We start from the raw sequence: 22,443 nt of genomic DNA on the forward strand, positions 1-22,443 counted from the left end.
TACCATATGAATTTATGATATTTACCCAATGTTCTTTTTACATCAAACAAGCGAGGTATTTATTCCGGGTCAATTTTCAGCCGGACTCCATCTGCGAAGATGCTTTTTTGAAGTCCCGTTTTACCATTTGCATCGGTCGAACCTCGCAAAATACTTCCATCCTCCCGAATAATAGTAAATTTCTGGTTAGCGACTGGCTTCCCGTCAAAAGGCCACTGGAGCACGAATTCTTCGTCGAAGTTTGCATGCTTCCATGTGTTCATCGATTCAGCCAGCGACGACGGCCCTTGACGACTGAAGGCCGTCGATTTGATCGTTCGATCGCCTTGAGTACCGTCCTCAATTCCGGTCGCCGATATCCGAATATATGAGCCTCCGCATTTGAGAATGAGCTCGCTTTTCGCCTCGATCGTGACCCGACTGTTGGCACTGGATATGCGCATATCTTTCTCAGAAATCAACGCCATATCGTCGCTCTGTGCCGAAATTTCCACCTTCCCGCGGGCCGCAACGAGCTTCAATCCGAGCTTCTGCGCGAAGATCGATACCAACTCTCCAGCGGCGACCGTGAATCGCTTCATAGCGCCAATATCGGCGTTACCACTCGCTGTTGCGATCAGGTTGTCGTTTGCTGAGAGCTGGAGATCCGTTCCAGATGTGATACCTATGCCGTCCGGCGCACTAACTAGAACACCGGACTTCTTGAGTTCTCTCAGGGTTCCCTCTAACAAGGCGCGCTGGCGATCATAGTCGGCTGAGACAGCTTGCGCCGCGCTCGCAGCCTCACCAAGTGCGCGCATCTGTTGCAGCGCTAAATCGAGCCACCCCTGTGCTCCTTGCATGGCAAGTTGCTGGCCTGGGCCGTCTGATTGCGCTTCGGCGGTGACAAGAACGCCCTTTGCGCCCCTGATCGAAATATGGTCATCTGTCCGAAGCTCAGCGCCTTGGCCACGCGCCTTGCGTTCACCGTCGACCATGTGACCGAGATTAAGCTCACTAGCTTTAAACGGGGTCGTCAAATGGATATGTTCAGCGCCTTCCTTGTCCTCCAACCGGATTTCATTCCGACCGGCAGTGCGAACAATATTGCGTGTGTGATTCGTGTTATTAACCAAATCGGGATGCAGGCTGTCATGCATGGCTCCGATGATCACGGGACGGTCAGGATCCCCCTGCGTGAAGACAATCGCCACTTCTGTCCCGTCAATCAACGGGAAGTGGTGCCCGTAGTTGTCGCCGCTATACGGCTTGGCGAACCGCACCGGCCTGCTAGTGCCACCTGGACTCCATTCGTCGAGATCGAACGGGAGCTTGACGACGTACCATCCCTGTTCAGTCAGATACGCGTATTTGTAATCTCCAGGAGATGTGACTCGGGCGGGCAGAATGCCATCGACGGCCGGTCGCTTGATCGAGGCCATCGACGTGCGCCAGATCCGATCCGACGGAATTCCCTCGAAGGTGACCCAATGCGACTCGCTGCGGCCACCACCTGATTCAACCGACGTGATGAAAATCCCGTGTTTCGCATCGGACGGATTCGGATCGATACGCAGCGCCTCACCCGCTTCCAGCCAGAATGGATTACCGGTGCCCTTGAAGGTGATCTGGTTCGCCAGATATTCCTCGTGACGGCGCCTGGCGATGCTCTTGCCCTCTTCCGGCGTCTCGTAGTGCTCACCCCAGCGATAATCGATGCCTTCTGTCGTCTTGTCGTCGCGTGCGGCATTTTCCTCGACCAGCAGCGACACACTGGCCTGCCGGTGGTTGTAATCGTGAAGACGCACGGCTTCCGGTACCCGCTTGGTCCGCTTTTCTAGAGTCTTGATTGCATCGACGCCAGCGCTCTCGAGCCCCGCATCGCGCCGGTACGACACGGTGCGTTGCTTTCGTGCATACGCATCCAGGTCGTCGCCAAACACGAGCACCGCATGCTCTTTCTTCTGTTCCCAACGGAACCAGATACCTTCCGCCGCGCAAAGGCGCTGGATGAAGGCAAAAGTTGTCTCGTGATACTGGGTGATGTACTCGTGCCGTTTGTACCCACCACGCAGCTGGAACTGAAAATCGACCCCGGCGCGGTACCCGTAATGACGCAGCGTGTCTGTTACGATCTCCTCGACCGACTGCTTCTGGAACAACCGGCTCGTCACGGCTCGGTCCAGGTCGGCGAGCTTCGGCTCGAGCCGGACCCGATAATGCGTCTGCTCAGCTGAGGTGCCAAGTTCGTCGAACTCCGTGATGACGCCGTGGATCGTGTACGCACCCGGCATATTGCTGAATTGTTCCGCGTTCTCGCCGAACATCATGCGCAAATACGTCAGGTTAGGATCGACCGGGGCGATGATAAATCGCGCCGGGCGGCCGACCATCTGGTCCATCGGGATGCCAGCCATCGTGCTCGTAAATTCGATGTCGTAGTGGTACAGATGGCTCACTGCATCCCTGCCTTTGAATCGGAGGACGGACATCGGCGCCGGATGCGGTGCCAGCTTCAATTCATAAGCCTGCGACGGCGATATCATTGACATGGATTTTCTCTGAGATCCTCGAAAACAAGGGACACGCTGGAGCAACCTTCGTCGCCCCAGCGTACACACGCCGATGTCGGATCAGCCCTTGGCCTTGGGCATCTGCGACACCAACGACAGACCGATGTCCATACCTTCAACCTGGAAGTGCGGAACGATGAAAAGCTTAATTCGGAAAAAACCGGGGTTATCCTCAATATCCTCGACTGTTACCTTCGCTTCACGCAGCGGGTGCGCTGCCTGGAGCTCGTCGCCAGGGTCTTTCATCTCGGTCACGAGCCCCTTGATCCAGTTGTTCAGCTCCAGCTCAAGAAGTCGCCGATCCTTTGTTGTACCGATGTTTTCGCGCTGGATCAGCTTCAGATAGTGAGCGATGCGCGACAACAGGAAAATGTACGGCAAACGCGCGTTGATACGGCTGTTGGCAGTCGCCTCCTTCGTCTCGTACAGCGCGGGCTTCTGCGCCGAGCTGGCTGAGAAAAAGCACGCGAAGTCATGATTCTTGTAAAACGACAGAGGAATGAAGCCGAGATTCGCGAACTCGAATTCGCGCGTCTCCGGAATCAGCACTTCGGTCGGAATCTTGGGCTGCACACCGGTACCAAGGTCATACAGGTGCACTGGCAGATCTTCGACTTTCCCTCCTGCTTGCGGACCGCGAATCTGCACGCACCAGCCGTTGCTCACGAAGCTGCGCACCATGTTGGCCGCGAAGGCGAACGACGCGTTGACCCACAGATACTTGTCATGATCTGGGCCCTTGACCGCCTCTTCATAGTTGAACGCACGCACCGGCGTCGTATCCTTGCCGTACGGCAGACGGCCGAGCACTCGCGGCATCGTTAATCCAACGTAGCGCGCATCGTCGGTGTCGCGAAAACTCTTCCACTTGATGTACTCGGCGCGATCGAAATAATTGCCAATGTCCTGAATCGCGGCGACTTCCTCCATCGATCGCTTGCCAAAAAATGCCGGGCCAACCGCGCCGATGAAGGGCATGTGAGCAGCAGCCGCGACCTTCGAGATGTTGCGCAGCAGCGCGACGTCCTGGGGCGAATGCGCAAACTCGAAGTCGCTGACCATCGCGCTGATCGGCTGACCGCCCGGTGTATCGTATTCGTCGATGTACGTGAGACGATACAGACCGCTTTGTATCAGTTCTGGCGTATCCTCGAAATCGCGTTGCAGCGCATCCTTCGACACGTCCAGCACTTCGATTCGCGCATTTTTGCGGAAATCGGTGCGCGAAACCAGCATCTTGAGGCCACGCCAGCGGCCTTCAAGTGCTTGGAACGCCGATGTATGCATGACTGCGTCGAGCTGGCGGCTGATTTGCCGGTCGAGCTGGCCGATGTAGAAGTCGAGCAGCGACTTGTCCAACCGGTCGACCGACTTGCTTTCCTTCGCAATGAGGTTGAGCAGCGCATCCATGCCACGCGCGACACGCTCATCGGGCGATGCTTCAGACAACGTTTCGTTGTCGCGAAACGCTTCAAGCGGCCGTGCTTCGGCAACCGGTTTCAGGTTGATCTTGCTGCACAGCCCAGCGTAGACGCTGTCATTCTCGAGCACCACCGTTTCCGTCGTGCCCTGGGGCGCTTCATTCTTCTTCATAGTTTTTTGAATCCCGTTTCATGTGGCTGCGTGATTGCGGAAGGCGATAACGGCCTCATTCAGCCGGCCGCGCTCAGGCATGGCCGTCCTGTTGCGTCGCAGCAGTGACGATTTGCGCCAGTTCGCGGCGCAGCTTGTCGGTGAGCCGCTTGTCCTTCAAGATTTTTTCGAACTCACGGCGAAACGTGCCGTTGTCGAGCAGATTCGACTTGAGATCGCGCAACAGATTGCGCATGGCCAACATTGCCTGCAACTCGGGGATCTGACGGGCGACCTGTTCCGGCTCGAAATCCTTCATCGAGCGAAACGAGAGCTTCACCGGCAATTGGTTGCCCTCCCCAGACAAGGTACTTTCCGCAACCATCTCAAGATCGGGCGCGTAATCGGCCAGGACGGCATCGAAATTATTCTTATCGATGTTGACTTTCTTTCGTTCGGCCAGCGGTGCCTGTTCGCGGCCCGCGCTGAAGTCGCCCGCAACAAGTAGCTTCAACGGCAACTCAATCTTCTTCCGTGCCCCACCGGTATGAAGATCCAATGTGATTGAGACGCGACTTTTCGGAATTTCTCTCTGAAAACTATCCATTTTCAATCCTGGATCAATAATAATGCGATTTTAATGGTTTTAAAAAATCAGAAAATTGCTAAAGCTTCAGATATTAAAGAGTTCACATGAATGGCTCCCTGACCCTCCACGGCAAAGAAGATTTGATTTTTATACATGATAAATCGGTAGATCGTCAAAGCCCAAAATTGGCAAAAACTAAATAATATTTCAATTATTACAAAATTGTGTCTTCACGAAAATCCACCGCCTCAGGCGGTCAGTTATTTGGCGCATTTTAGAAGCAATTTCCATATAAATAAATAATATACAACGCATCTTCCGATCCATCTCGGAAATCGAGCGCCTCCATAATTAGATAAATATCACATTCAATGTAAGAATATTGATATTTGAAAGAATATTCCATATTAAATCACAGGAATTTGCACAATACTTATTGAATCGTGTATACATAGAAAATTAAATACCCGACCGCAACACGAAGAAGCATGCGAATCGATAAGCCACTTTGGTACGAGGGCCTGATCCTTACTCCACAGCATTTTCAACAACAGGATAGATGGGCTGAATTTGCACTGCGCCAGCACGCATTTGCGGCCATTGCGGAACCTTGGGGTACGATTGCCGTCGAGATCGACGAGGAAGCGCTTGCAACGGGCCGCCTGAAACTCGCCCGCCTGAAGCTGGGCTTTCCGGATGGCACTCCGGTCGATACGACCATCGCCGATTCGCTGCCCCCCGCGCGCGATTTGACGCAAGGCATGCCGGTCGATCTTCAAAGCGTCGTCGTGCTCGCGGCGCTGGCGCTACCAGATGCAAACGGCAGCAACTGCCGTTTCGACGAAAAATCGCTCGCCCGGCCGCGGCGCGTGTACCGCGAATTCGTCAAGGTGACAGACATGAACGGCACCGGCGAGGCGGAAATCGCGGCCGAACGGCATGCAGTGCGACTCCTTTTCGACTTCGAGTCGCACGCAGACGACACGGTCTGTGCGATCGCACGACTGACGCGCGGATCGAGCGGCCAGTTTCAGGTCGATCATCGGTTCGTGCCGCCGTGCCTGACGCTCGGCAGTCATCCGCTGCACCTCGAGCGGATCAATCGCTTGGCGGACATCCTGCATGCGAGAAGCCTCGCGCTGGGTGTCCGCCGCAGCGAGCGCATCGAACAAGTCGCCGAATATGGAGTGGCCGACGTGCAGCTTTTCTGGCTGCTGCACTGCATTCATGCTGCGTGGCCCCAACTCCGCCTCTTCGTCACGCATCCCGGTCGATCGCCCGAACATCTGTATGCGACGCTTGCGCAACTGGCGAGTGCGTTGATGACGTTCTCGACCGGGTTGCAGCTCACCGACATTCCGGCTTACGACCATGTCCGCGCCGAAGAAGTATTCGCGAGACTCGAATCGATGATCCGTGAACTACTCGACGCCATCATTCCGTCGCGGGTCGTATCAATCGGCCTCACGCGCAACGGGCCGACCACATGGACCGGCCAATTCCTCGATGAGCGAATCGTCGCGGACGCAGCAGACTGGTACCTGTCGGTCAACGCACCTGTACCGGTATTAGAGCTCGTTGAACGGTTTCCGCGACTTTGCAAGATCGGTGCGCCTGACGACATCGAACACATCATCAACTCGGCGCTGCTCGGCATCCCTCTCAAGGTTGTTCAGCGCGTACCATCCGCGATCCCTGTCCGTCTGGACAACCACTACTTCGCGCTCGACACGGCCAGTACCGTGCACGCGAAGATGCTTGCCTCCCGAGCCTGCCAGATCTACCTGCCCGCTTCGATACCAGACGCATCGCTCGAACTCTACGCGGTGCTGCGTTCGTGAAAGCCCCGACTCCAAACCGAGAAGGAATTGTCCCGATGCAAAATGCGGCCGGTGTCGACAGCTCACCACGTGACGGGATTCGTGACCTTCTGCGCGACACGGCGCTGCTGGTAACAACGCTCGCCACGGGCGGACACACCCAGGACCCGATTGCACTGCGCGAACGGTGTAAGCAGCTTGTCGAGCAATTCGCGAGCGCGCTGGAGGGGCGCGGCTTTCCGGACGACGTCCGGAGCGAGGCGCTGATCGCGCAATGCGGGCTGCTCGACGAGGCCGCGTTGCGGCATTTGCCGACAGACTCACGGTCGGGATGGGAGCAGAAGCCGCTCCAGGTGGAACAATTCAACTTGCATGAAGCCGGCGAGCGCGTGTTCGAGCGACTCGATGCACGCCTGCGTGAGCCTTCTCCACCCGTCTCCCTGCTCGAGTGCTACGCGGCGATCCTCGGAATGGGATTCGTCGGGCGGTACGCCCGTGAGGGAGAGGCGAAGCGGAAGGAGCTGATCGCGTCACTGAATGCCAAACTGGAGACGGTGCGTTCGACTTCGGATTGTCCGTTCATCACGGATCATGCCGGGCGCCGTCTCTCCGACTGGTTTTACCGGCTTTCGCCATGGGCAATCGCAGCGCTTGCCTTGGTTGCTGCGTCGATCGCATGGGGAATCTGGTCCACGGCCCTCGACGTGCAGCTCGCCCATCTGGTGGCGGCAAAGACTGTTCGTCCATGAAGTCCGACCTACCTGCTCTGCACGCCGGATCGACACTCACGTCTGACCGTGGCCACGAAGGGCTCGGCTATCCGTCCAGGCTCATGGCCGCGTTCGCGGCTGTACTGACGTTCACGGTGATGTGGTTGGTGCTTCCGATTAGTTCCAGCATCGCGTGGACGCTCTCGACAATCGTCGGCGTTGCCACGCTCGTGATGATCGGCTGGCGCACCCACAGCCTTGCGCGCGCGCGCGGCGAAAGCGTAGCGATGCTAGCGGCATTAGGCGCTGAAACGGCGGACATACCGGTGAAGCTGCGCACGCGCATGCCGCTCGTGTTGGTGACCGGAGACGGATTGCCCGCGCTGTTCGACCGGTCTGGAGAAACCCGGCACGCGCACGTCGGGGATGGCGGAATCTGGCTGCGCGTCGATCGGCCGCAGGATCTGCCGCGGCTGGCTGGGGCAGTCAAGCAGTGGCGCGACGGACGGGCCCCGGATGGGATCGTGCTATCAGTCGCCCCTGCGTTGCACGCGGAACCCGATGTCCTTTCGCAAAAATTGCGTGCCGCCCGGCAGGCGGTTTCCGACGCTGCTCGAATGCTCGGCACCCGACTTCCAGGCTATGTTGCGATCTACCAGCGGCTCACGCCTGCCCCCTGCCGTCTCTCGGCGCCCGCGTGGTACGGCGCGTCCTCGGCCGCACATCTGGACAACGGGAAAAGTTTTGAGCCTGTAATTCGCACAGCGGAGGACGAGATACAGCACGCGGCCGACGCTTGCGTCGCCGCAACGCGCGCCGCTGCGCTGGCATCGGTCATCGGCTGGACACAGCGTGTGGTATTTAGCGCGTTGACGGACCGGCAGCAGCCCGCTACGCCGTGGACATTATTTGGCGTCGGCTGGATCGACTGCGGACCCGCGAGCACACCAGGAAGCCCATGGGAGCGCGATATCGAAATGCAAACGCGGGTGATGCGTGCGGGTTCCGCAGCCTCGCCGGCACCGTGGCCGCTCCCCCAGCCACTGATCGAAGCGATGCCCCGGCGATATTGGATATCACCGCGTCTGGCCGCCGTGGCTCATGTGCTGACCTTGCTCGCCTGTGCGGCGGGGAGCGCGTCCTGGGGGGCGGCCAGGAACAACGAGACTCTGTTAAACGGTATCGGTGCCGATCTCGGCCGCTATTCGACGATTCCGGCTGATCACTACACGGCGAAGCAGGATGCGTTTCAAACCCTCGTGGCCGATCGGGATCAGCTCGACCGCTACGCGCGCACCGGCATTCCGCTTCGTCTTTCGTTCGGTATGTATCGTGGTACGCAGCTAATACCTGCGCTGAATGAAGCGATCGCATCCTATGTGCCACCGGCACCGCCACCCGCAGTCGTCACGCTTGACAGCATGTCGCTGTTCGACAGCGGCAAGGCACAGCTCAAGCCCGGCACAAACCGATCGATGGTAGGTGTGCTCGACATGATCAAGGCACATCCCGACAAACGCATTCTCGTCGCGGGCTATACGGACGACACGGGCACCCCAGACGGCAACTTGAAACTGTCGACTGCGCGTGCGCAAGCCGTACGCGACTGGCTGGTCGATGCGTCCGGCATTCCCGCCACCCAGTTCGCGATCCAGGGCTATGGCATGACCCGCCCGATCGCGACTAACGACACTCCCGGTGGTCGCGCAAGGAACCGACGTGTAGAAATCACCCTGGTTCCGGACACGGGGATGTAGAAATGCATGTTTAGCCCCCGAAGCAACACGCTTCGGGATTCCCAAGCTCGGGGGCTATCTCCGGGCGAGTTTAGCAGTGAGAAAAAGGAGTACGGCAATGGCAATTCCGGCCTATGCGTGGTTCAAGGATGACGGCGGTGCCGACATCAAGGGTTCGGTGACGGTGCAAGATCGCGAGGGCAGCGTTGAAGTCGTCGCGTTCGACCACGGCGTGCATATCCCGACCGACGGTAACACGGGCAAGCTAACGGGTACGCGCGTCCACGCGCCGATCACGTTCACGAAGGAAACTGACGCGTCGACGCCGTACCTGTACAAGGCAGTGACGAGCGGCCAGACCCTGAAGTCGGTCGAAATCAAGTGGTACAAGATCGACGACGCGGGCAAGGAGAAGGAGTACTTCAACACGAAGCTCGACAATGTCAAGATCGTCGCGGTCCGCCCAAAGATGCTCGACATCAAAATCCCAGACTACGAGAAGCACAACCACCTCGAAGAAGTCGAACTGCGCTACGAAACGATCACGTGGTCGTACAAGGACGGCAACATCGTTCACAAGGATACGTGGAACGAGCGTTCCTGATCCGTTGACGTTTGGCGGAACCACCTGTCCTCATGTGGTTCATTTGCCGGCCTGATCGATTCGGGCCGGCCTTTTTCTACCCGGGAGCAGACAACCGCGTACTCCGTTGTCCACTCCTTTCCGTGATCGAACGTTCCTGATGATCTCGAGAGACACTACTCACTTGCTTCGCCGGCTCAACCCGCATTGCGTGAAAGCGCTCGAAGGTGCAGCAAGCCTGTGTCAGGGCCGGCTGACTGACGAAATTACCGTCGAACATTGGCTGTTGAAGCTGATCGAAGCAGGTGACGGAGATATCCCTGCGATTCTCCGACACTACGGGATTGACGTCGATAAGGTCTGGGATGCCCTGATTGCCGCAACTGACCATCTTCCGCGAAATCTGCGAGGCAAACCGGGGCTTTCATTTCTACTCGCAACGGCGCTGCAGGACGCGTGGCTGCAGGTGTCATCTCAAAGCGACGTGGCGCTCATCCGATCGGGGAACCTGCTGCAGGCGATTGTCAACATGCCCCACGTGCTGCGTGCACGGAACGCCTGGCCGCTTCTGTCGGTCAGCAGCGCGCAGATTGAGCGCCTCCTGCCGCGTCTCGCCCATCGTTCATGCGAGGATCCCGCCGAACAGGAAACGAGAAGCGCCGATGATCCCAGCGCGCCACACCGGGCATCGGGCAATGAGCAGGAAACAAACCATCGTGCGGCGGCAGGGACAATCGCGGCGCAACGAACCACGGAGGCCCCCCCCCTCGAGCGTTTCGCGATAGACCTGACCGACAAGGCCCGACGGGGAGAAATCGACCCCGTCTTCGGACGTGACCGCGAAATCCTGCAGATGGTCGACGTACTCGCGCGGCGCCGCAAGAATAACCCGATCCTCGTTGGTGAGCCCGGTGTCGGCAAGACCGCGCTCGTCGAAGGTCTCGCGCTGCGCGTAGCCGAAGGGGACGTCCCGAACGTGATTCGCGATGTGCGCATTCTGACGCTCGATCTCGGTCTGCTGCAGGCCGGCGCCGGCGTGAAGGGCGAATTCGAGCAACGCCTGAAGAATGTGATAGACGAGGTCCAAGCCTCGCCCACGCCAATTCTCCTCTTCATCGACGAAGCGCATACGCTGATTGGTGCCGGCAATGCAGCCGGTGGCGCCGACGCGGCCAATTTGCTCAAGCCCGCGCTCGCACGCGGCGAACTACGTACCATCGCCGCGACCACCTGGTCCGAGTACAAGGAATACTTCGAGCGCGACGCCGCGCTCGAGCGGCGCTTCCAAATCATCAAGGTCGATGAACCTGACGACGAGGCTGCGTGCCTGATGCTGCGGGGTCTGAAGAACCGTTACGCGAAGTACCACAATGTGCACATCCGTGATGAAGCACTCGTGGCCGCGGTCAAGTTGTCACGCCGTTACATTCCTGCTCGGCAGTTACCGGACAAGGCGGTCGATCTGATCGATACGGCAGCAGCGCGCGTGCGTATGGGCCATGAATCGCCGCCCGCCGAGCTGCAGCGAGCACGAGCGGCAGTCTCTGCGCTCGAGCTGGAACAGGCAACGCTCGACGCAGATGCACAGGCCGGTATCTATGGCGCAGAAGAGCGACGCGAAGCCCTGGCGAGCGCGCTAACCGAGGCTCGCAATGCCCTGGAGAGCCTGCAGGATCGCTACACCAGTGAACTTAAACTGGTTCATCTGGTCCACGAACATCGCGCGGCGCTTGACGACGTGCGCGCCCCACAGAATCGGGGGCGACTCGACGAAGCAAAGCGGCATCTCTTCGACTTGCAAGGCAAAACACCGTTGGTCTTCGTGGACGTCGACGCGGCAGCAATCGCGCGCGTCATCGCAGAGTGGACGGGCGTGCCGGTCGGAAGCCTGGTGGAGGACGAGCTGCAAAGGCTGTTGACGCTCGAACAACAACTGGCCGAGCGTGTGGTGGCGCAGGACGACGCACTGGGCGATCTCGCTGAGAGTTTGCGTACAGCCAAGGCAGGCCTCAAAAATGAACATGCGCCGCTCGGCGTCTTTCTGCTTGCAGGGCCATCGGGCGTTGGCAAAACCGAAACTGCGATGGCCTTGGCTGACTTGTTGTTCGGTGGGGAGGCTGCGGTCACGACGATCAATATGTCGGAGTATCAGGAAGCCCATACGGTGTCGCAGTTGAAAGGTTCACCTCCAGGTTATGTTGGCTACGGCCGCGGCGGCGTCCTGACCGAAGCCGTCCGGCGGCGACCCTACTCCGTCGTGTTGCTCGACGAGATCGAAAAGGCGCATCGCGACGTGCTCGACATGTTCTACCAAGTGTTCGATCGCGGCATGATGCGTGACGGTGAAGGGCGCGAGATCGACTTCCGTAACTGTGTAATTCTGATGACCTCCAATCTCGGCAGTAGTCAGATCGACGAGGCAACCGCGGTCAATCCAGACGTCCCACAGACGACGCTTCTCGATGCAATTTGCCCGCAACTGGTGGCGCATTTTCAGCCGGCGCTGCTGGCGCGCTTCCAGCCACTCGTCTACCGACCGCTCGACGCCACGGCGCTCGAATCGATCGTGCGACTCAAGCTGGCGAAGGTTGCCGATCGCCTGCGCCGGCGGCATGATGTCGAGCTGGCGTGTGACGATTCGCTGATCGGCACGATAGCCGAGCTTTGCCTCGCCCGCGAATCCGGCGCGCGCAACGTCGACGCGTTCCTCAATCAGCGCATTCTGCCGACCGTATCCCGTGAACTACTCGTACGCATGGCGGCTAGCGCCGCGCCCACGAAGATCGTCCTGTCGAGCTCGACCGAAGGCGACATCACGATCGATTTCGTTGATCGGGACGTCGGTGTGGCCGCTACGCCAGAACTGGCACAAGCCGCTGAGTAACGGGAGACGAAGATCATGCACGCAGGTCCTTCCCTCTACGACATGCTGCTCGGTCAAATCGGCGGTGAACCGCTCGACGCCTACGACGAGCGCGCGCTAGAGTGCATGAGCGTGCAACAGAACGTGCAGCGTATTCTAAATGCGCGTGCCGGGGCGCTAAAGCACCTGCCGGATTACGGCCTGCCGGACTTGACGAACATCTACAAGGCACTGCCCGCGTCGGCCCACCTGCTCAAGCAGCAGATGGAGGCGACACTCTTGAAATACGAACCGCGCATCCGTTCAATCGACGTCGATATTCTGGATAACGACGATCCAGGGGTACTGGTAAGCTTCGAGATGACATGTCATTTAAAGAAGATCGGACTTGTGCGGTTCGGCACTTATTTCGAACAATCCGGGCGCTTATTGGTGAGACCTGGAAATCAGGAGGGCCAAGCCAACAACGGCACCCCTCAAATACGCTAGATTTAAATTGGGAGCCTTTAAATTTCATTCAGCATTTAACACACTCAAGATAATCAGACACCCCACTCCATCCGACTTTACCCCCGGAGATCATTCATATTGATCATTGAAATCGTCGCCCTCTTTTAATTTCTTGAATTTGAGGAACCATATAATGATAAGACGATATGATATAATGAAAGGAGACAAAACAACTTCAGGCGGAACCGTGCTATTTGGAGATCCAAATAGCAGCGTTAGAAGTCAGGAGCAAGCATACGAGCACGACAGCGTGTGGTGCCCAGAGTGTCAGTCAATGGGATATATTTTATGTACCGGCCCTCGCATATCAATGACTAACATCATCGGTAAAGAGGGAGCACTGAGCGATGATTTATGCGCGTGCAAGTGTACCCCCATGCCAAGACTACTCCCGTCTCAACTTTCATCTTACGCAGAGATGGAGGCTCAGTCAAAAGATAAAGCATCATTTATATTAAATTTCTTCAACGAATCCAGCCAAGGCAAAATTGGAGATCCGCCTCTCACGATGAGAGAATATCTATCCTCAAATTTGGCTTACACCGAAGCAGGGGCGCGATTGAGAAAATATGAATCCGATTTAGAGAATTATGTAAATAAAAATAGTTTGGATAAGTTTCTAAAAATGCAGATCGAGAGAAATCTCATCGGGAAAGGGTCAAGCAAAGAGTGTTATGATATATCGGGAGGTAGGGTTTTGCTCGTCTGCAAGCGATCAGGGAGTAATATTATTCACGAATTTACGAACTCCAAAATATTAGAGTCAGCCGGCTTCCCGGTTGCGAAAACCTATGACATTGGAGTCATTTCTGATACATATAATTCAGGTATAAAACACAACGCACTGATTCAAGAAAAACTAAAAGGAGGTTTTTATACTTTTGATAGAGTCACTCCGGAAATGAAGGCAAATTTCCTAAAATCAGATCTCATCAACGAAAATACGTTGAATAGCCTTAAAGACATTCGACGCCTAATGATCTCAAACAACGTCGACATAGGCGACTTGCAGGGAGGGCTAAGGTCCAATGGAGAATTTGTAATCTGCGACGTAAATAGTCTCCATAGTCGTAACAATCCAAATTTGGTATTTTCGAAGCGGAGAATGAAAAATCTAGATGACCTTATTAAAGGTGTCGAGAATAAAGTGAATAAGGAGCGTATTTATTGACGCCCCCCATGCACTCTGCTGGGCAGCGGTCAGTATGGGGATTCATGGATGTTGGGCTCGTAGTTTTTCTATACGGCCGTCAATACGCATTCCGTCCCTACAATGGACCTTTTTCCGAAATGTGTGAAGCGACAATTATCAATTGAGGGCTATCTTCAGCCAGAGACAGAATTTAATCGATCCCAATCGGCACACGTCCAATAAATATGCCTCCTTCATATGAGGCAACTATTTTCATTACAGAAAAATCGCCATCAACGCGCTTACCCCAATTGCATACGAATGCAGCACAATCGAAGTCAAAATTCCGTTTGTTTTTATTCTATAAAAACATAGAACCATACCAACAATAAATACAACAACATATGACTCAGTATTTATATATGAATGAGAAAGCGAAAAATATATCGAGGTCGAAAGAGCTGCGAATATGGCGATATATTTATTTGATTTATACGGGAAAATTGAGATCAAAAAATGTCTAAATGCCAGTTCTTCTGCGATTGGCGGGAGCAGAAGAAGTACGCAAACAAGGGTAATGAGATCAGCGGTAGATTTTCCTTTAAAGAGAGCATCAATAGTGGGCTCTCTAGGTAGACTTAAAAATATACTAAGAATATGCTCTGCAACATAAACAACAGTTATGATGAAGGCGCCTATAAAAATGAATTTACACTTAATGTTTCCGGCAAAATAAATATCGGAAAAAATGAGGCGCCGATGCTCCAAAAACATCAATATAAGAAATGCCGAATTCATTCCATAACTAAATATCACTCTGCTCGCAACGCTTAACGATGGAAAGTCGAGATTTACTGCAATCAACGGCACCACAATTCCTTCAATCGCTTTTGATGCAATATAAACACACAGACCAAAAATGAGAGAAAAACTCCATTTTCTCGCAAATTCATTCATTTTATTTTCTCAGAGACAGCTTATTAAATTTCAATAACGAAACGGATTTTTGTTTAGCATTATCGAATCACCAAAGGAATGGCGCGTGCATTTTTAAAAACGCACCCCGGCATGTTCCACTGTAGTTATAGATCCCTCACGCTATCACGCCTTTCCGCAGCCGTGACGAGGCGCATCGAGTTGAGGAAGAATATTATTTCAATATTTAGATTAATTGGTGAGCTCGTTTTCCGAATGACTTTCAGCCTGATCCTTTGCAGTCCGACGTGTTTTGTGAAGAATTGTTGATTTGCCTGAACCGGCAGAATATGAAACTCTATTTGCGCCACCAAGTGGTATTCCCGTGCGTCGTGGCACAGTGAGAGCCTCCCCCGGGCGAGTTATTGTCGAATCTGGTGTATGCGGCGTAGGGAGGGAGCGAGAGAAGGCGGTGGCGATTGAGGAGAATGTTGCGTTCGACAGTAACACTTTCCCAATCGAACTCCACCACCATGGCGAAACATACGCAGGAAGCGCACGGCAGTCAAACAGCAGAAGCATGCATCAAGGGTGCGCCCGGCCTGGACGATCTGATCCAGCAAGACGCGCAACGAATCATTCGGCAGGCGATCGAGGCGGAATTGGCGGCGTTACTCGAGAAGTATCCGAACGTGAGGACGATTGACGGACGACGAGCCGTCGTGCGCAACGGCTACCTGCCGGAGCGGCAGATCGTCACGGCCGTCGGGCCGGTAGCCGTTCAGGTGCCAAAGGTCCGCGACCGCTCGGATTCGGGCGTGAAATTCAACTCGGCGATCGTGCCACCGTATGTGCGCAAGTCACCGCGCGTGTCGTCGTCGTTGCCGTGGCTGTACCTGCGCGGCGTCTCGACGGGTGACATGGGCGAGGCGCTGTCCGAGCTGCTTGGCGAGCAGGCCAAAGGCCTGTCGGCGAACGTCGTGAGCCGCCTGAAGGCCACGTGGACGAACGAATGCGAGCGATGGAACAAACGGGACCTGTCGACGGCGCGCTGGGTCTATTGGTGGGCCGACGGCATTCACACGCAAGCGCGCACCGAGGATGCCGACGGTCAATGCCTGCTGGTGATCATCGGCGTGAAACCGGACGGCGAGAAGGAGCGCGTCGCGCTCAGTGACGGCTATCGCGAATCGAAGGCATCGTGGATCGAACTGCTGCTCGACCTGAAGGCGCGTGGCCTGCAGGCACCGCCGCTGCTGGCGGTTGGCGACGGCGCCATGGGCTTGTGGGCAGCGCTCGACGAGGTGTTCCCGCAGACGCGGCAGCAACGCTGCTGGTTCCACAAGATCGGCAACGTGCTCAACGCGATGCCGAAATCCCAGCATGGCAAAGCCAAGGCGGCGCTCGCGGAAATCTGGAACGCTGCGACACGTGCCGACGCGCTCGTCGCGTTCAACCAGTTCGTCGACACGTACGCAGCCAAATATCCGAAGGCGGTCGAGAAGCTGACGAAGGATCGCGACGCGCTACTCGTGTTCTACGACTTCCCGGCCGAGCACTGGCAGCACGTACGGACCACGAATCCGATCGAATCGACGTTCGCGACGGTGCGTCATCGCACGAGTCGCACGCGCAACTGCCTGTCGCGCGCGACCTTCCTCGCGATGGCGTTCAAGCTCATCGAAGCTGCCGAGCAATCCTGGCGGAAGATCCGCGGCGTCGACAAGATCGAGCCGCTTCTGAAGGGAATACCCTTCAAGGACGGACCCCCGGTGACCGAAAGCACACCGGCTCCTCAACCGCTGGCCGCCTGATCATGCTGACCCGCCCGCATACACCAGAATTGACGATTGCTCGACTGGTACGAGCAACACAGTAGTTCGAATTCGCAACATAACCGGAGAAATAGCGATGCCCACCTCAAACGAGAATTAGGTTCTTCCAAATCAGACAGTTTTAAAATGAATGGATAATTTTCGGTAAATGAGACTATTGCGAATAACAAGATAACCTTATGAAAAGATTATTTTTAGTTGTATTGCTGACATTGTGTAGTACACACACTTTTGCCATCCAGCCGCAATACCTGCAACCAACCTCTACGTCTTTTGCACAAAGAGGTGGAACGGGCGTCATCGAGTTTACGGCCACACGTACGGTCTCAAGCATTGTCAGTTCCGTCACGCTTGATGCACCGGACGGCATTGTTTTTACAGCTGTGCAAGGTAGTAACCTCCCGACCTGTAAAATCACGAATTCATTTCCGACATCTCGCATTACGTGCGAAGGCAGCAGCGTATCAGGAAATGCTTTTTTCCCGTTTTCTCCAATCAATAAACTGCAAGTTTCTTACGCAGTCGACATCGCTGCAAACGTAGGTGCGCTTTCCGGCGTGGCTACATTAAACAGCCGCTACGCAGGAAGCACGACATCGCCCTTCACGGTCAACGTGATGTCAGCACCGGATTACACTGATCAAAATATTTCGAATGGCCGACCTAAGCGGGACCTGTCGACATACCTTGAAATGATCGATAACGCCCTAAACCCGATCCAGCCAAAGATTGTTGCGGTAAGGGGCAAACCTTCACCGGACGAGTCAGTCAATCCTTATGGGGCCGTAGGCGAATTAAGCATGCGCAATTCGAACAATAAAAATGATATTGGATATTGCTCCGCATCGGTGGTTCCTTCAAAGGAAGGAAATCTCGTTATGACAGCGGCTCACTGTTTTTTTCCAAGAATGACGTAATGTTTAACGATTATTATCTATGTCTCGAAAACACTAGAAACACACGACCCACGCCGCAAGGAAATGCCGGAAATATGATGTTTTGCAGCAAAGAAAAATTATTTAGAGTTAAATTTTACGCCCCCGATATTCCTCTTATTACATTCAATCAAGCCTATCTAAATGGAAAAAGCCTGTCGTATGATGTTGCATTTATGAAGTTCGACAAAAATGAGGTGACGGGGAAAACCCTTGAGGAGACCGTTGGCAGCTATGGAATTGTATTTAATAAAACCGAAAATTCCATCAAGACGGTCAGCGTTGGAGGCTATCCAATCGAATGGCTCGGGTTGGCAGTCTGTGAAAGAACAAAGATCTACAAAAATCTATTTTATAACTTAGCCAATAGAGTTATGGATGTGTTTAAGCTTTATGCAGATAAATGCGAGAGACAAACTGGACCCGTAGAACCGGTAAAAAAGGGGGCATGAGTGGTGGTGCACTATTCGAGAATATTACCGATATTCACGGCGCTTCAAACTATCTGGTCGGCGTGCCGGTGGCAGTCTCTGATATTCCATGGTTCGTGCCCATGGAAAATGCCTTCTTCTCTCCGATTCTGCGCGACTGGGTTAAGAACATGTACGAGCAGGCTTCCGGTCTAAAAGCTACAGAGATTCAATTCGCCATGTAACGCATTTTTCTGTTTTGCGAAGGTCCGTGATCGTTAATGAGACATCTAGAACTCGATAACGATCGCGGCTTCGCTCCTCGTGCGGCGCCTCTGCTTTTCGCACCGCGTACGTCTTTAGCGATAGTGGTCAGCAAAATGCACGTTGATCGACCTTCTCAGAATCAGGTAGGCCGGAACTCCTGATGTTCTATGACATTGCAGGCACGCCGATCCGGCGACACCGAAAGCTCACGGCGACAGCGAACCCGTTCAACCCCGCATGGGAAGGTTATTTCGAGGAGCGGTTAGGTCTCCTGATGCTGGACTCGCTCAAAGGACGGAAGCAGTTGATCCGATTATGGCTTAATCAGGCCCGCTCGTGTCCGGGCTGCCGGCAGATGATTATGAAAACCAAGTGGTGGCGACTCTACCACGTACTTTGGAAAAATCGATGGCGGTAATCCGCCGTTCTGAACGACACCGAGCGCATCACATCGAAGGGGCCCTCGCGGCCCCTTCGTACTTGAGCAAATTACTCGACATTGCGCCGCCGTTTAAGCGCGGTTCTAGACCGCCATCAACAACAGCAACACCGCTGTGCTGTGCGCCACGCCTTCAAACAAGCCCGCCCGCAGTTGCCGAGTAAGCACTCGATTAGCACCGTCTGTTCGCGAGGGAACGACGTAGGCAATCTGATTCCCATCAGATGTAATGGGAATCAGATTGATGAAGCCAACGGCACATGGGCGGCAACTGGGGTCGAGAAATTACACGAAGGAGTTTCGAGAAGCGGTAGTTGCTGAAGCGAGCGATCCGAATCGCTCAATTGCCGAGGTAGGCCGCAGGCATGGCTTGAATGCCAATATGGTCGCCCAGTGGCGACGAAGATCGCTGGAAGCACAACAGGCCACACCGGCACCTTGCGTAGCACTGCTGCCCGTTGATGTGATTGAACTGCCCTCGGAAAGCACGGCGAGCACCGCCCCACCGCAAGAGCAGAAAGTGCCGGCATGCGCCGCGACGTCGCTGAATTGCGAGATCGAGATTGAGGTCGGAAAGCGGCGCATTCGCATCCGCGGGATGTCGCAGGAAGTCGCCGAACAGTTTCTGCGAGACTGCCTGAAGTGATTCCACCGAACACGCGAATCTGGATCGCGGCGGGCGTCACGGACATGCGTTCCGGCTTCAACTCGCTGGCCACGAAGGTGCAAGGCGTGCTGGAGAAAGATCCCTACAGCGGGCACGTGTTTGTGTTCCGGGGCAAACGCGGTGACTTGCTGAAGTGCTTGTGGTGGTGCGATGGCGGCCTCTGCCTGCTCTCGAAGCGTCTTGAGAAAGGACGCTTCGCATGTAAGCGTTGCTCCAGCACCGTCTGTTCATGACGGTTCATAGACGGCAATCTGGTCCCCACCAAAATGTGGTGGGAATCAGAAAAAATGGAAATCAAGGCGCGGGGTCGGCGACCAGGCTCCAGGAATTACACGAAGGAGTTCCGCGCGCAGGTTGTAGCGGAAACGCGAGACCCGACGCGCTCGATGGCAGAAGTCGCGCGCTCGCATGGCCTGAATGCGAACCTTGTGTCGAAGTGGCGGCGAGATCAGGACCGTGCAGCGACACCCACATCCGCACCCGCCGAATTATTCCTGCCTGTTCAGATGGCATCGCCGCCGATACCGGAGCCGATCGGATCATCCGGTCTGGTCGTCGAATATCGTGGCGTACGTGTCTGGTTCGAAGGCAAGCCGGAGTCTGATGTACTGCGGCTTGTGCTCACAAGCTTGCTGGAAGCGGGTTCGTGATGCTGGGCCTTCCCGCCGGAACACGGGTGTGGCTGGCCGCTGGCGTGACCGACATGCGCTCTGGCTTCAACAGCCTGGCCGCGAAGGTGCAGACCGTACTCGAGCGAGACCCATTCAGCGGCCACGTGTTCGTGTTCCGCGGCCGACGTGGCGATCTGGTCAAGGTGCTCTGGTGGAGTGGTGACGGCATGTGTTTGCTGATGAAACGGCTCGAACGCGGCCGCTTCATCTGGCCGCAGGCGGACGGAGGTGTCGTCTGCCTGAGCCAGGCGCAACTGTCCATGCTGCTCGAAGGCATCGACTGGCGTCAGCCGGTGCGCACGGCGGCGCCAACCTCTGCGTTGTAAACCTGCCCGCCGGCGCGTAGACTGCCGGCATGACGACGGCGAACGCATACCCGGACGACATCGAAGCGCTCAAGGCTCTGCTGCTTGAGCGCGATGCGCGTATCGGGCTTCTGGAAGACGTCGTCGAATCGGACAAGGCAGCAACGGCGACGGACAAGGCGGAAATCGAGCATCTGAAGCTGCTGATCGCGAAGCTGCGCCGCATGCAGTTCGGCCGTCGTTCGGAGAAGCTGGACCACCAGATCGAACATCTCGAACTGCGCCTCGAAGAGCTCGGGGCCGACGAAGGCGCAGCCCCCGTCGAGATCCCCATGACGCCACGCACGGCGCCGGAACAGGTACAACGCAAGCCGTTGCCGGAACACCTGCCGCGCGAGATCCAGACCCATTGGCCCGAATCCGGTCAAACCTGCACGGCGTGCGGTGCGCCGATGAAGCCGCTTGGCGAGGACGTCTCGGAGCAACTCGAATATGTGCCGGCGAGCTTCCGAGTCATCCGCCATGTGCGACCAAAGCTGGCATGTTCGTTCTGCGATCACATCGCCCAGGCGGCTGCGCCGAGCCGCCCCATCGAGCGAGGCATGGCGGGTCCGGGACTGCTGGCCCACGTGCTGGTCTCGAAGTTCGCGGATCACCTGCCGCTCTATCGGCAGTCGGTGATCTATGCGCGCGAAGGCGTCGAGCTGGATCGCTCGCTGCTGGCGAAGTGGGTAGGTCACAGTGCGGCGCTGCTGCAACCGCTCGTCGACGCGCTGCGTCGGCACGTCATGGCGGCAACGAAGCTCCATGCCGACGATACGCCAGTACCGGTGCTTGCGCCGGGCAATGGCAAGACGAAAACCGGACGGCTGTGGGTCTACGTGCGCGACGATCGGAATTCGGGAGACGTGACGCCGCCGGCGGTCTGGTTCGCCTATACGCCGGATCGCAAGGGCATCCACCCGCAGCAGCATCTTGAATCGTTCAACGGCACACTGCAGGCTGATGCCTACAGCGGTTACCAGGCGATCTACGAAACGGGGCGCGTCACCGAAGCAGCGTGCTGGGCACATGCCCGGCGGCAGTTCTACGAATTGCACGCAGCTCGCCCGAATGCGTTGAATACTGAAGCGCTGGAACGTATCGGCGCGCTGTACAAGGTTGAGGAAGCGATCCGGGGCAAGCCACCCGACGAACGCCGGGCGGATCGGCAAGCCCACGCCCGGCCACTGCTAGAACAACTCCATACATGGCTGACGGCGATGTTGGAGACACTCTCGCGCAAATCCGACACGAGCCGGGCGATCCTCTATGCGCTGAATCGGTGGGAGGCGCTCACGCGCTATTGCGATGACGGGCACCTGGAGATCGAGAATCTGCCGGTCGAGCGTGCGCTGCGCGGCGTTGCCATCGGGAGGCGCAATTACCTGTTCGCCGGTGCTGACTCGGGCGGAGATCCAGATGCTCGGGAGGCTGCCGTGTTCCGGTTCGACGAAGGGTTGAAGGTCTACCTGCATCGCGATCCGGTCGACTTCCGCATGGGCATCAACGGGCTGTCGATCCTGGTCGAACAGGCGATGCGCCTGAACCCAATGACCTCGGCACTGTTCGTGTTCGGCAAACGGCGCATGGCCGATCTCGAACAACGCCTGCGAGAACGCGATTCGGCCATTTACGGTCGGCCGCAAAAACTGGCTCTTCTACGACACAGTCGCCGGCGCGAATGCGGCAGCCAACCTGTATTCGCTGATCGAAACCTGCAAGGCAAACAGCGTGGAGCCCCACGGCTACCTGCTCGCGTTGTTCAAGGCGCTGCCAACTGCTCAGAGCGCGGACGATTACGAGGCGCTGCTTCCATGGCGGCTCAGCCCGCCGGCCGCTTGACGCACTGCCGGCCTCCTCGCGCAAGCCACGTGGTTTATTGCGCGCTTA

At 56.3% G+C, this 22,443-nt stretch carries 19 protein-coding genes and 2 pseudogenes; 17 read left to right on the plus strand and 4 right to left on the minus strand.

Going from position 1 to position 22,443, the window contains the following annotated elements; genetic code table 11:
* Positions 1-59 precede the first annotated feature (59 nt).
* From H0X90_RS31150 to tssB, 3 genes are all read right to left on the minus strand, one after another.
* The gene (locus H0X90_RS31150) at positions 60-2,531 is read right to left on the minus strand and encodes a type VI secretion system Vgr family protein (protein ID WP_196438352.1); all 2,472 of its coding nucleotides are present in this window, start codon (positions 2,529-2,531) and stop codon (positions 60-62) included.
* Positions 2,532-2,612: 81 nt separating this feature from the next.
* Positions 2,613-4,145: a type VI secretion system contractile sheath large subunit gene (gene tssC / locus H0X90_RS31155; RefSeq protein WP_196438353.1), complete on the minus strand. Its 1,533-nt coding sequence runs from the start codon at positions 4,143-4,145 to the stop codon at positions 2,613-2,615.
* A gap of 73 nt (positions 4,146-4,218) precedes the next feature.
* Entirely contained in the window at positions 4,219-4,731 is a 513-nt protein-coding gene (gene tssB / locus H0X90_RS31160; protein ID WP_196438354.1) for a type VI secretion system contractile sheath small subunit, read from the minus strand.
* Positions 4,732-5,201: 470 nt separating this feature from the next.
* On the opposite strand from tssB, the gene tssK reads away from it, so the two are divergent.
* The 7 genes from tssK (at position 5,202) to H0X90_RS31195 (ending at position 14,106) form a co-directional block, all read left to right on the plus strand.
* Positions 5,202-6,554 carry a type VI secretion system baseplate subunit TssK gene (gene tssK / locus H0X90_RS31165; protein ID WP_196438355.1) on the plus strand — a complete coding sequence of 451 codons (1,353 nt, stop codon included), beginning with the start codon at positions 5,202-5,204 and terminating at the stop codon, positions 6,552-6,554.
* Between the two features lie 35 nt (positions 6,555-6,589).
* Positions 6,590-7,282, plus strand: a complete 693-nt coding sequence (locus H0X90_RS31170; protein ID WP_196438356.1) for a DotU family type IV/VI secretion system protein — start codon at positions 6,590-6,592, stop codon at positions 7,280-7,282.
* Positions 7,279-9,000, plus strand: coding sequence for an OmpA family protein (locus H0X90_RS31175; protein WP_196438357.1), 1,722 nt, complete (start codon positions 7,279-7,281; stop codon positions 8,998-9,000). Before H0X90_RS31170 ends, H0X90_RS31175 begins: the two co-directional genes overlap by 4 nt.
* Before the next feature lie 97 nt (positions 9,001-9,097).
* A complete protein-coding gene (locus H0X90_RS31180) occupies positions 9,098-9,583 on the plus strand; it encodes an Hcp family type VI secretion system effector (RefSeq protein ID WP_014726096.1) in 486 nt (161 codons plus the stop codon).
* 139 nt (positions 9,584-9,722) lie between these two features.
* Positions 9,723-12,446 carry a type VI secretion system ATPase TssH gene (gene tssH / locus H0X90_RS31185; RefSeq protein ID WP_196438358.1) on the plus strand — a complete coding sequence of 908 codons (2,724 nt, stop codon included), beginning with the start codon at positions 9,723-9,725 and terminating at the stop codon, positions 12,444-12,446.
* Between the two features lie 15 nt (positions 12,447-12,461).
* Complete coding sequence (gene tssE / locus H0X90_RS31190) at positions 12,462-12,914, plus strand: type VI secretion system baseplate subunit TssE (protein ID WP_196438359.1); 453 nt, start codon at positions 12,462-12,464, stop codon at positions 12,912-12,914.
* 175 nt (positions 12,915-13,089) lie between these two features.
* A complete protein-coding gene (locus tag H0X90_RS31195) occupies positions 13,090-14,106 on the plus strand; it encodes a PAAR domain-containing protein (RefSeq protein WP_230877687.1) in 1,017 nt (338 codons plus the stop codon).
* A gap of 237 nt (positions 14,107-14,343) precedes the next feature.
* On the opposite strand, the gene H0X90_RS31200 is transcribed toward H0X90_RS31195, so the two are convergent.
* Positions 14,344-15,024, minus strand: coding sequence for a CPBP family intramembrane glutamic endopeptidase (locus H0X90_RS31200; RefSeq protein ID WP_196438360.1), 681 nt, complete (start codon positions 15,022-15,024; stop codon positions 14,344-14,346).
* 446 nt (positions 15,025-15,470) lie between these two features.
* On the opposite strand from H0X90_RS31200, the gene H0X90_RS31205 reads away from it, so the two are divergent.
* From H0X90_RS31205 to H0X90_RS31255, 10 genes and pseudogenes are all read left to right on the plus strand, one after another.
* Complete coding sequence (locus H0X90_RS31205; RefSeq protein WP_230877686.1) at positions 15,471-16,796, plus strand: IS256 family transposase; 1,326 nt, start codon at positions 15,471-15,473, stop codon at positions 16,794-16,796.
* Positions 16,797-16,996: 200 nt separating this feature from the next.
* Positions 16,997-17,734 (plus strand): hypothetical protein, encoded by a 738-nt coding sequence (locus H0X90_RS31210; protein ID WP_196438361.1) that lies wholly within the window; start codon positions 16,997-16,999, stop codon positions 17,732-17,734.
* Positions 17,734-18,204 (plus strand): hypothetical protein, encoded by a 471-nt coding sequence (locus H0X90_RS31215; protein ID WP_196438362.1) that lies wholly within the window; start codon positions 17,734-17,736, stop codon positions 18,202-18,204. Before H0X90_RS31210 ends, H0X90_RS31215 begins: the two co-directional genes overlap by 1 nt.
* Positions 18,201-18,407, plus strand: coding sequence for a hypothetical protein (locus tag H0X90_RS31220; RefSeq protein ID WP_196438363.1), 207 nt, complete (start codon positions 18,201-18,203; stop codon positions 18,405-18,407). The genes H0X90_RS31215 and H0X90_RS31220 overlap by 4 nt, the downstream gene beginning before the upstream one ends.
* A 705-nt stretch (positions 18,408-19,112) precedes the next feature.
* Positions 19,113-19,514, plus strand: a complete 402-nt coding sequence (locus tag H0X90_RS31225) for a transposase (RefSeq protein WP_196438364.1) — start codon at positions 19,113-19,115, stop codon at positions 19,512-19,514.
* 44 nt (positions 19,515-19,558) lie between these two features.
* On the plus strand, positions 19,559-19,768 hold the full coding sequence (gene tnpB / locus H0X90_RS31230; protein WP_369123921.1) for an IS66 family insertion sequence element accessory protein TnpB: 210 nt from the start codon (positions 19,559-19,561) through the stop codon (positions 19,766-19,768).
* Positions 19,769-19,822: 54 nt separating this feature from the next.
* Complete coding sequence (locus H0X90_RS31235) at positions 19,823-20,185, plus strand: transposase (RefSeq protein ID WP_196438366.1); 363 nt, start codon at positions 19,823-19,825, stop codon at positions 20,183-20,185.
* Positions 20,185-20,532, plus strand: coding sequence for an IS66 family insertion sequence element accessory protein TnpB (gene tnpB, locus H0X90_RS31240; RefSeq protein ID WP_196438376.1), 348 nt, complete (start codon positions 20,185-20,187; stop codon positions 20,530-20,532). Before H0X90_RS31235 ends, tnpB (H0X90_RS31240) begins: the two co-directional genes overlap by 1 nt.
* A gap of 29 nt (positions 20,533-20,561) precedes the next feature.
* Positions 20,562-21,995, plus strand: a pseudogene (locus tag H0X90_RS31245) (IS66 family transposase); the annotation flags it as partial.
* Between the two features lie 136 nt (positions 21,996-22,131).
* Positions 22,132-22,395 (plus strand): annotated as a pseudogene (locus tag H0X90_RS31255) (transposase domain-containing protein); the annotation flags it as partial.
* Positions 22,396-22,443: the final 48 nt, after the last annotated feature.

The organism is Burkholderia sp. 9775_39, assembly GCF_015712225.1.
Classification (GTDB): domain Bacteria; phylum Pseudomonadota; class Gammaproteobacteria; order Burkholderiales; family Burkholderiaceae; genus Burkholderia; species Burkholderia cenocepacia.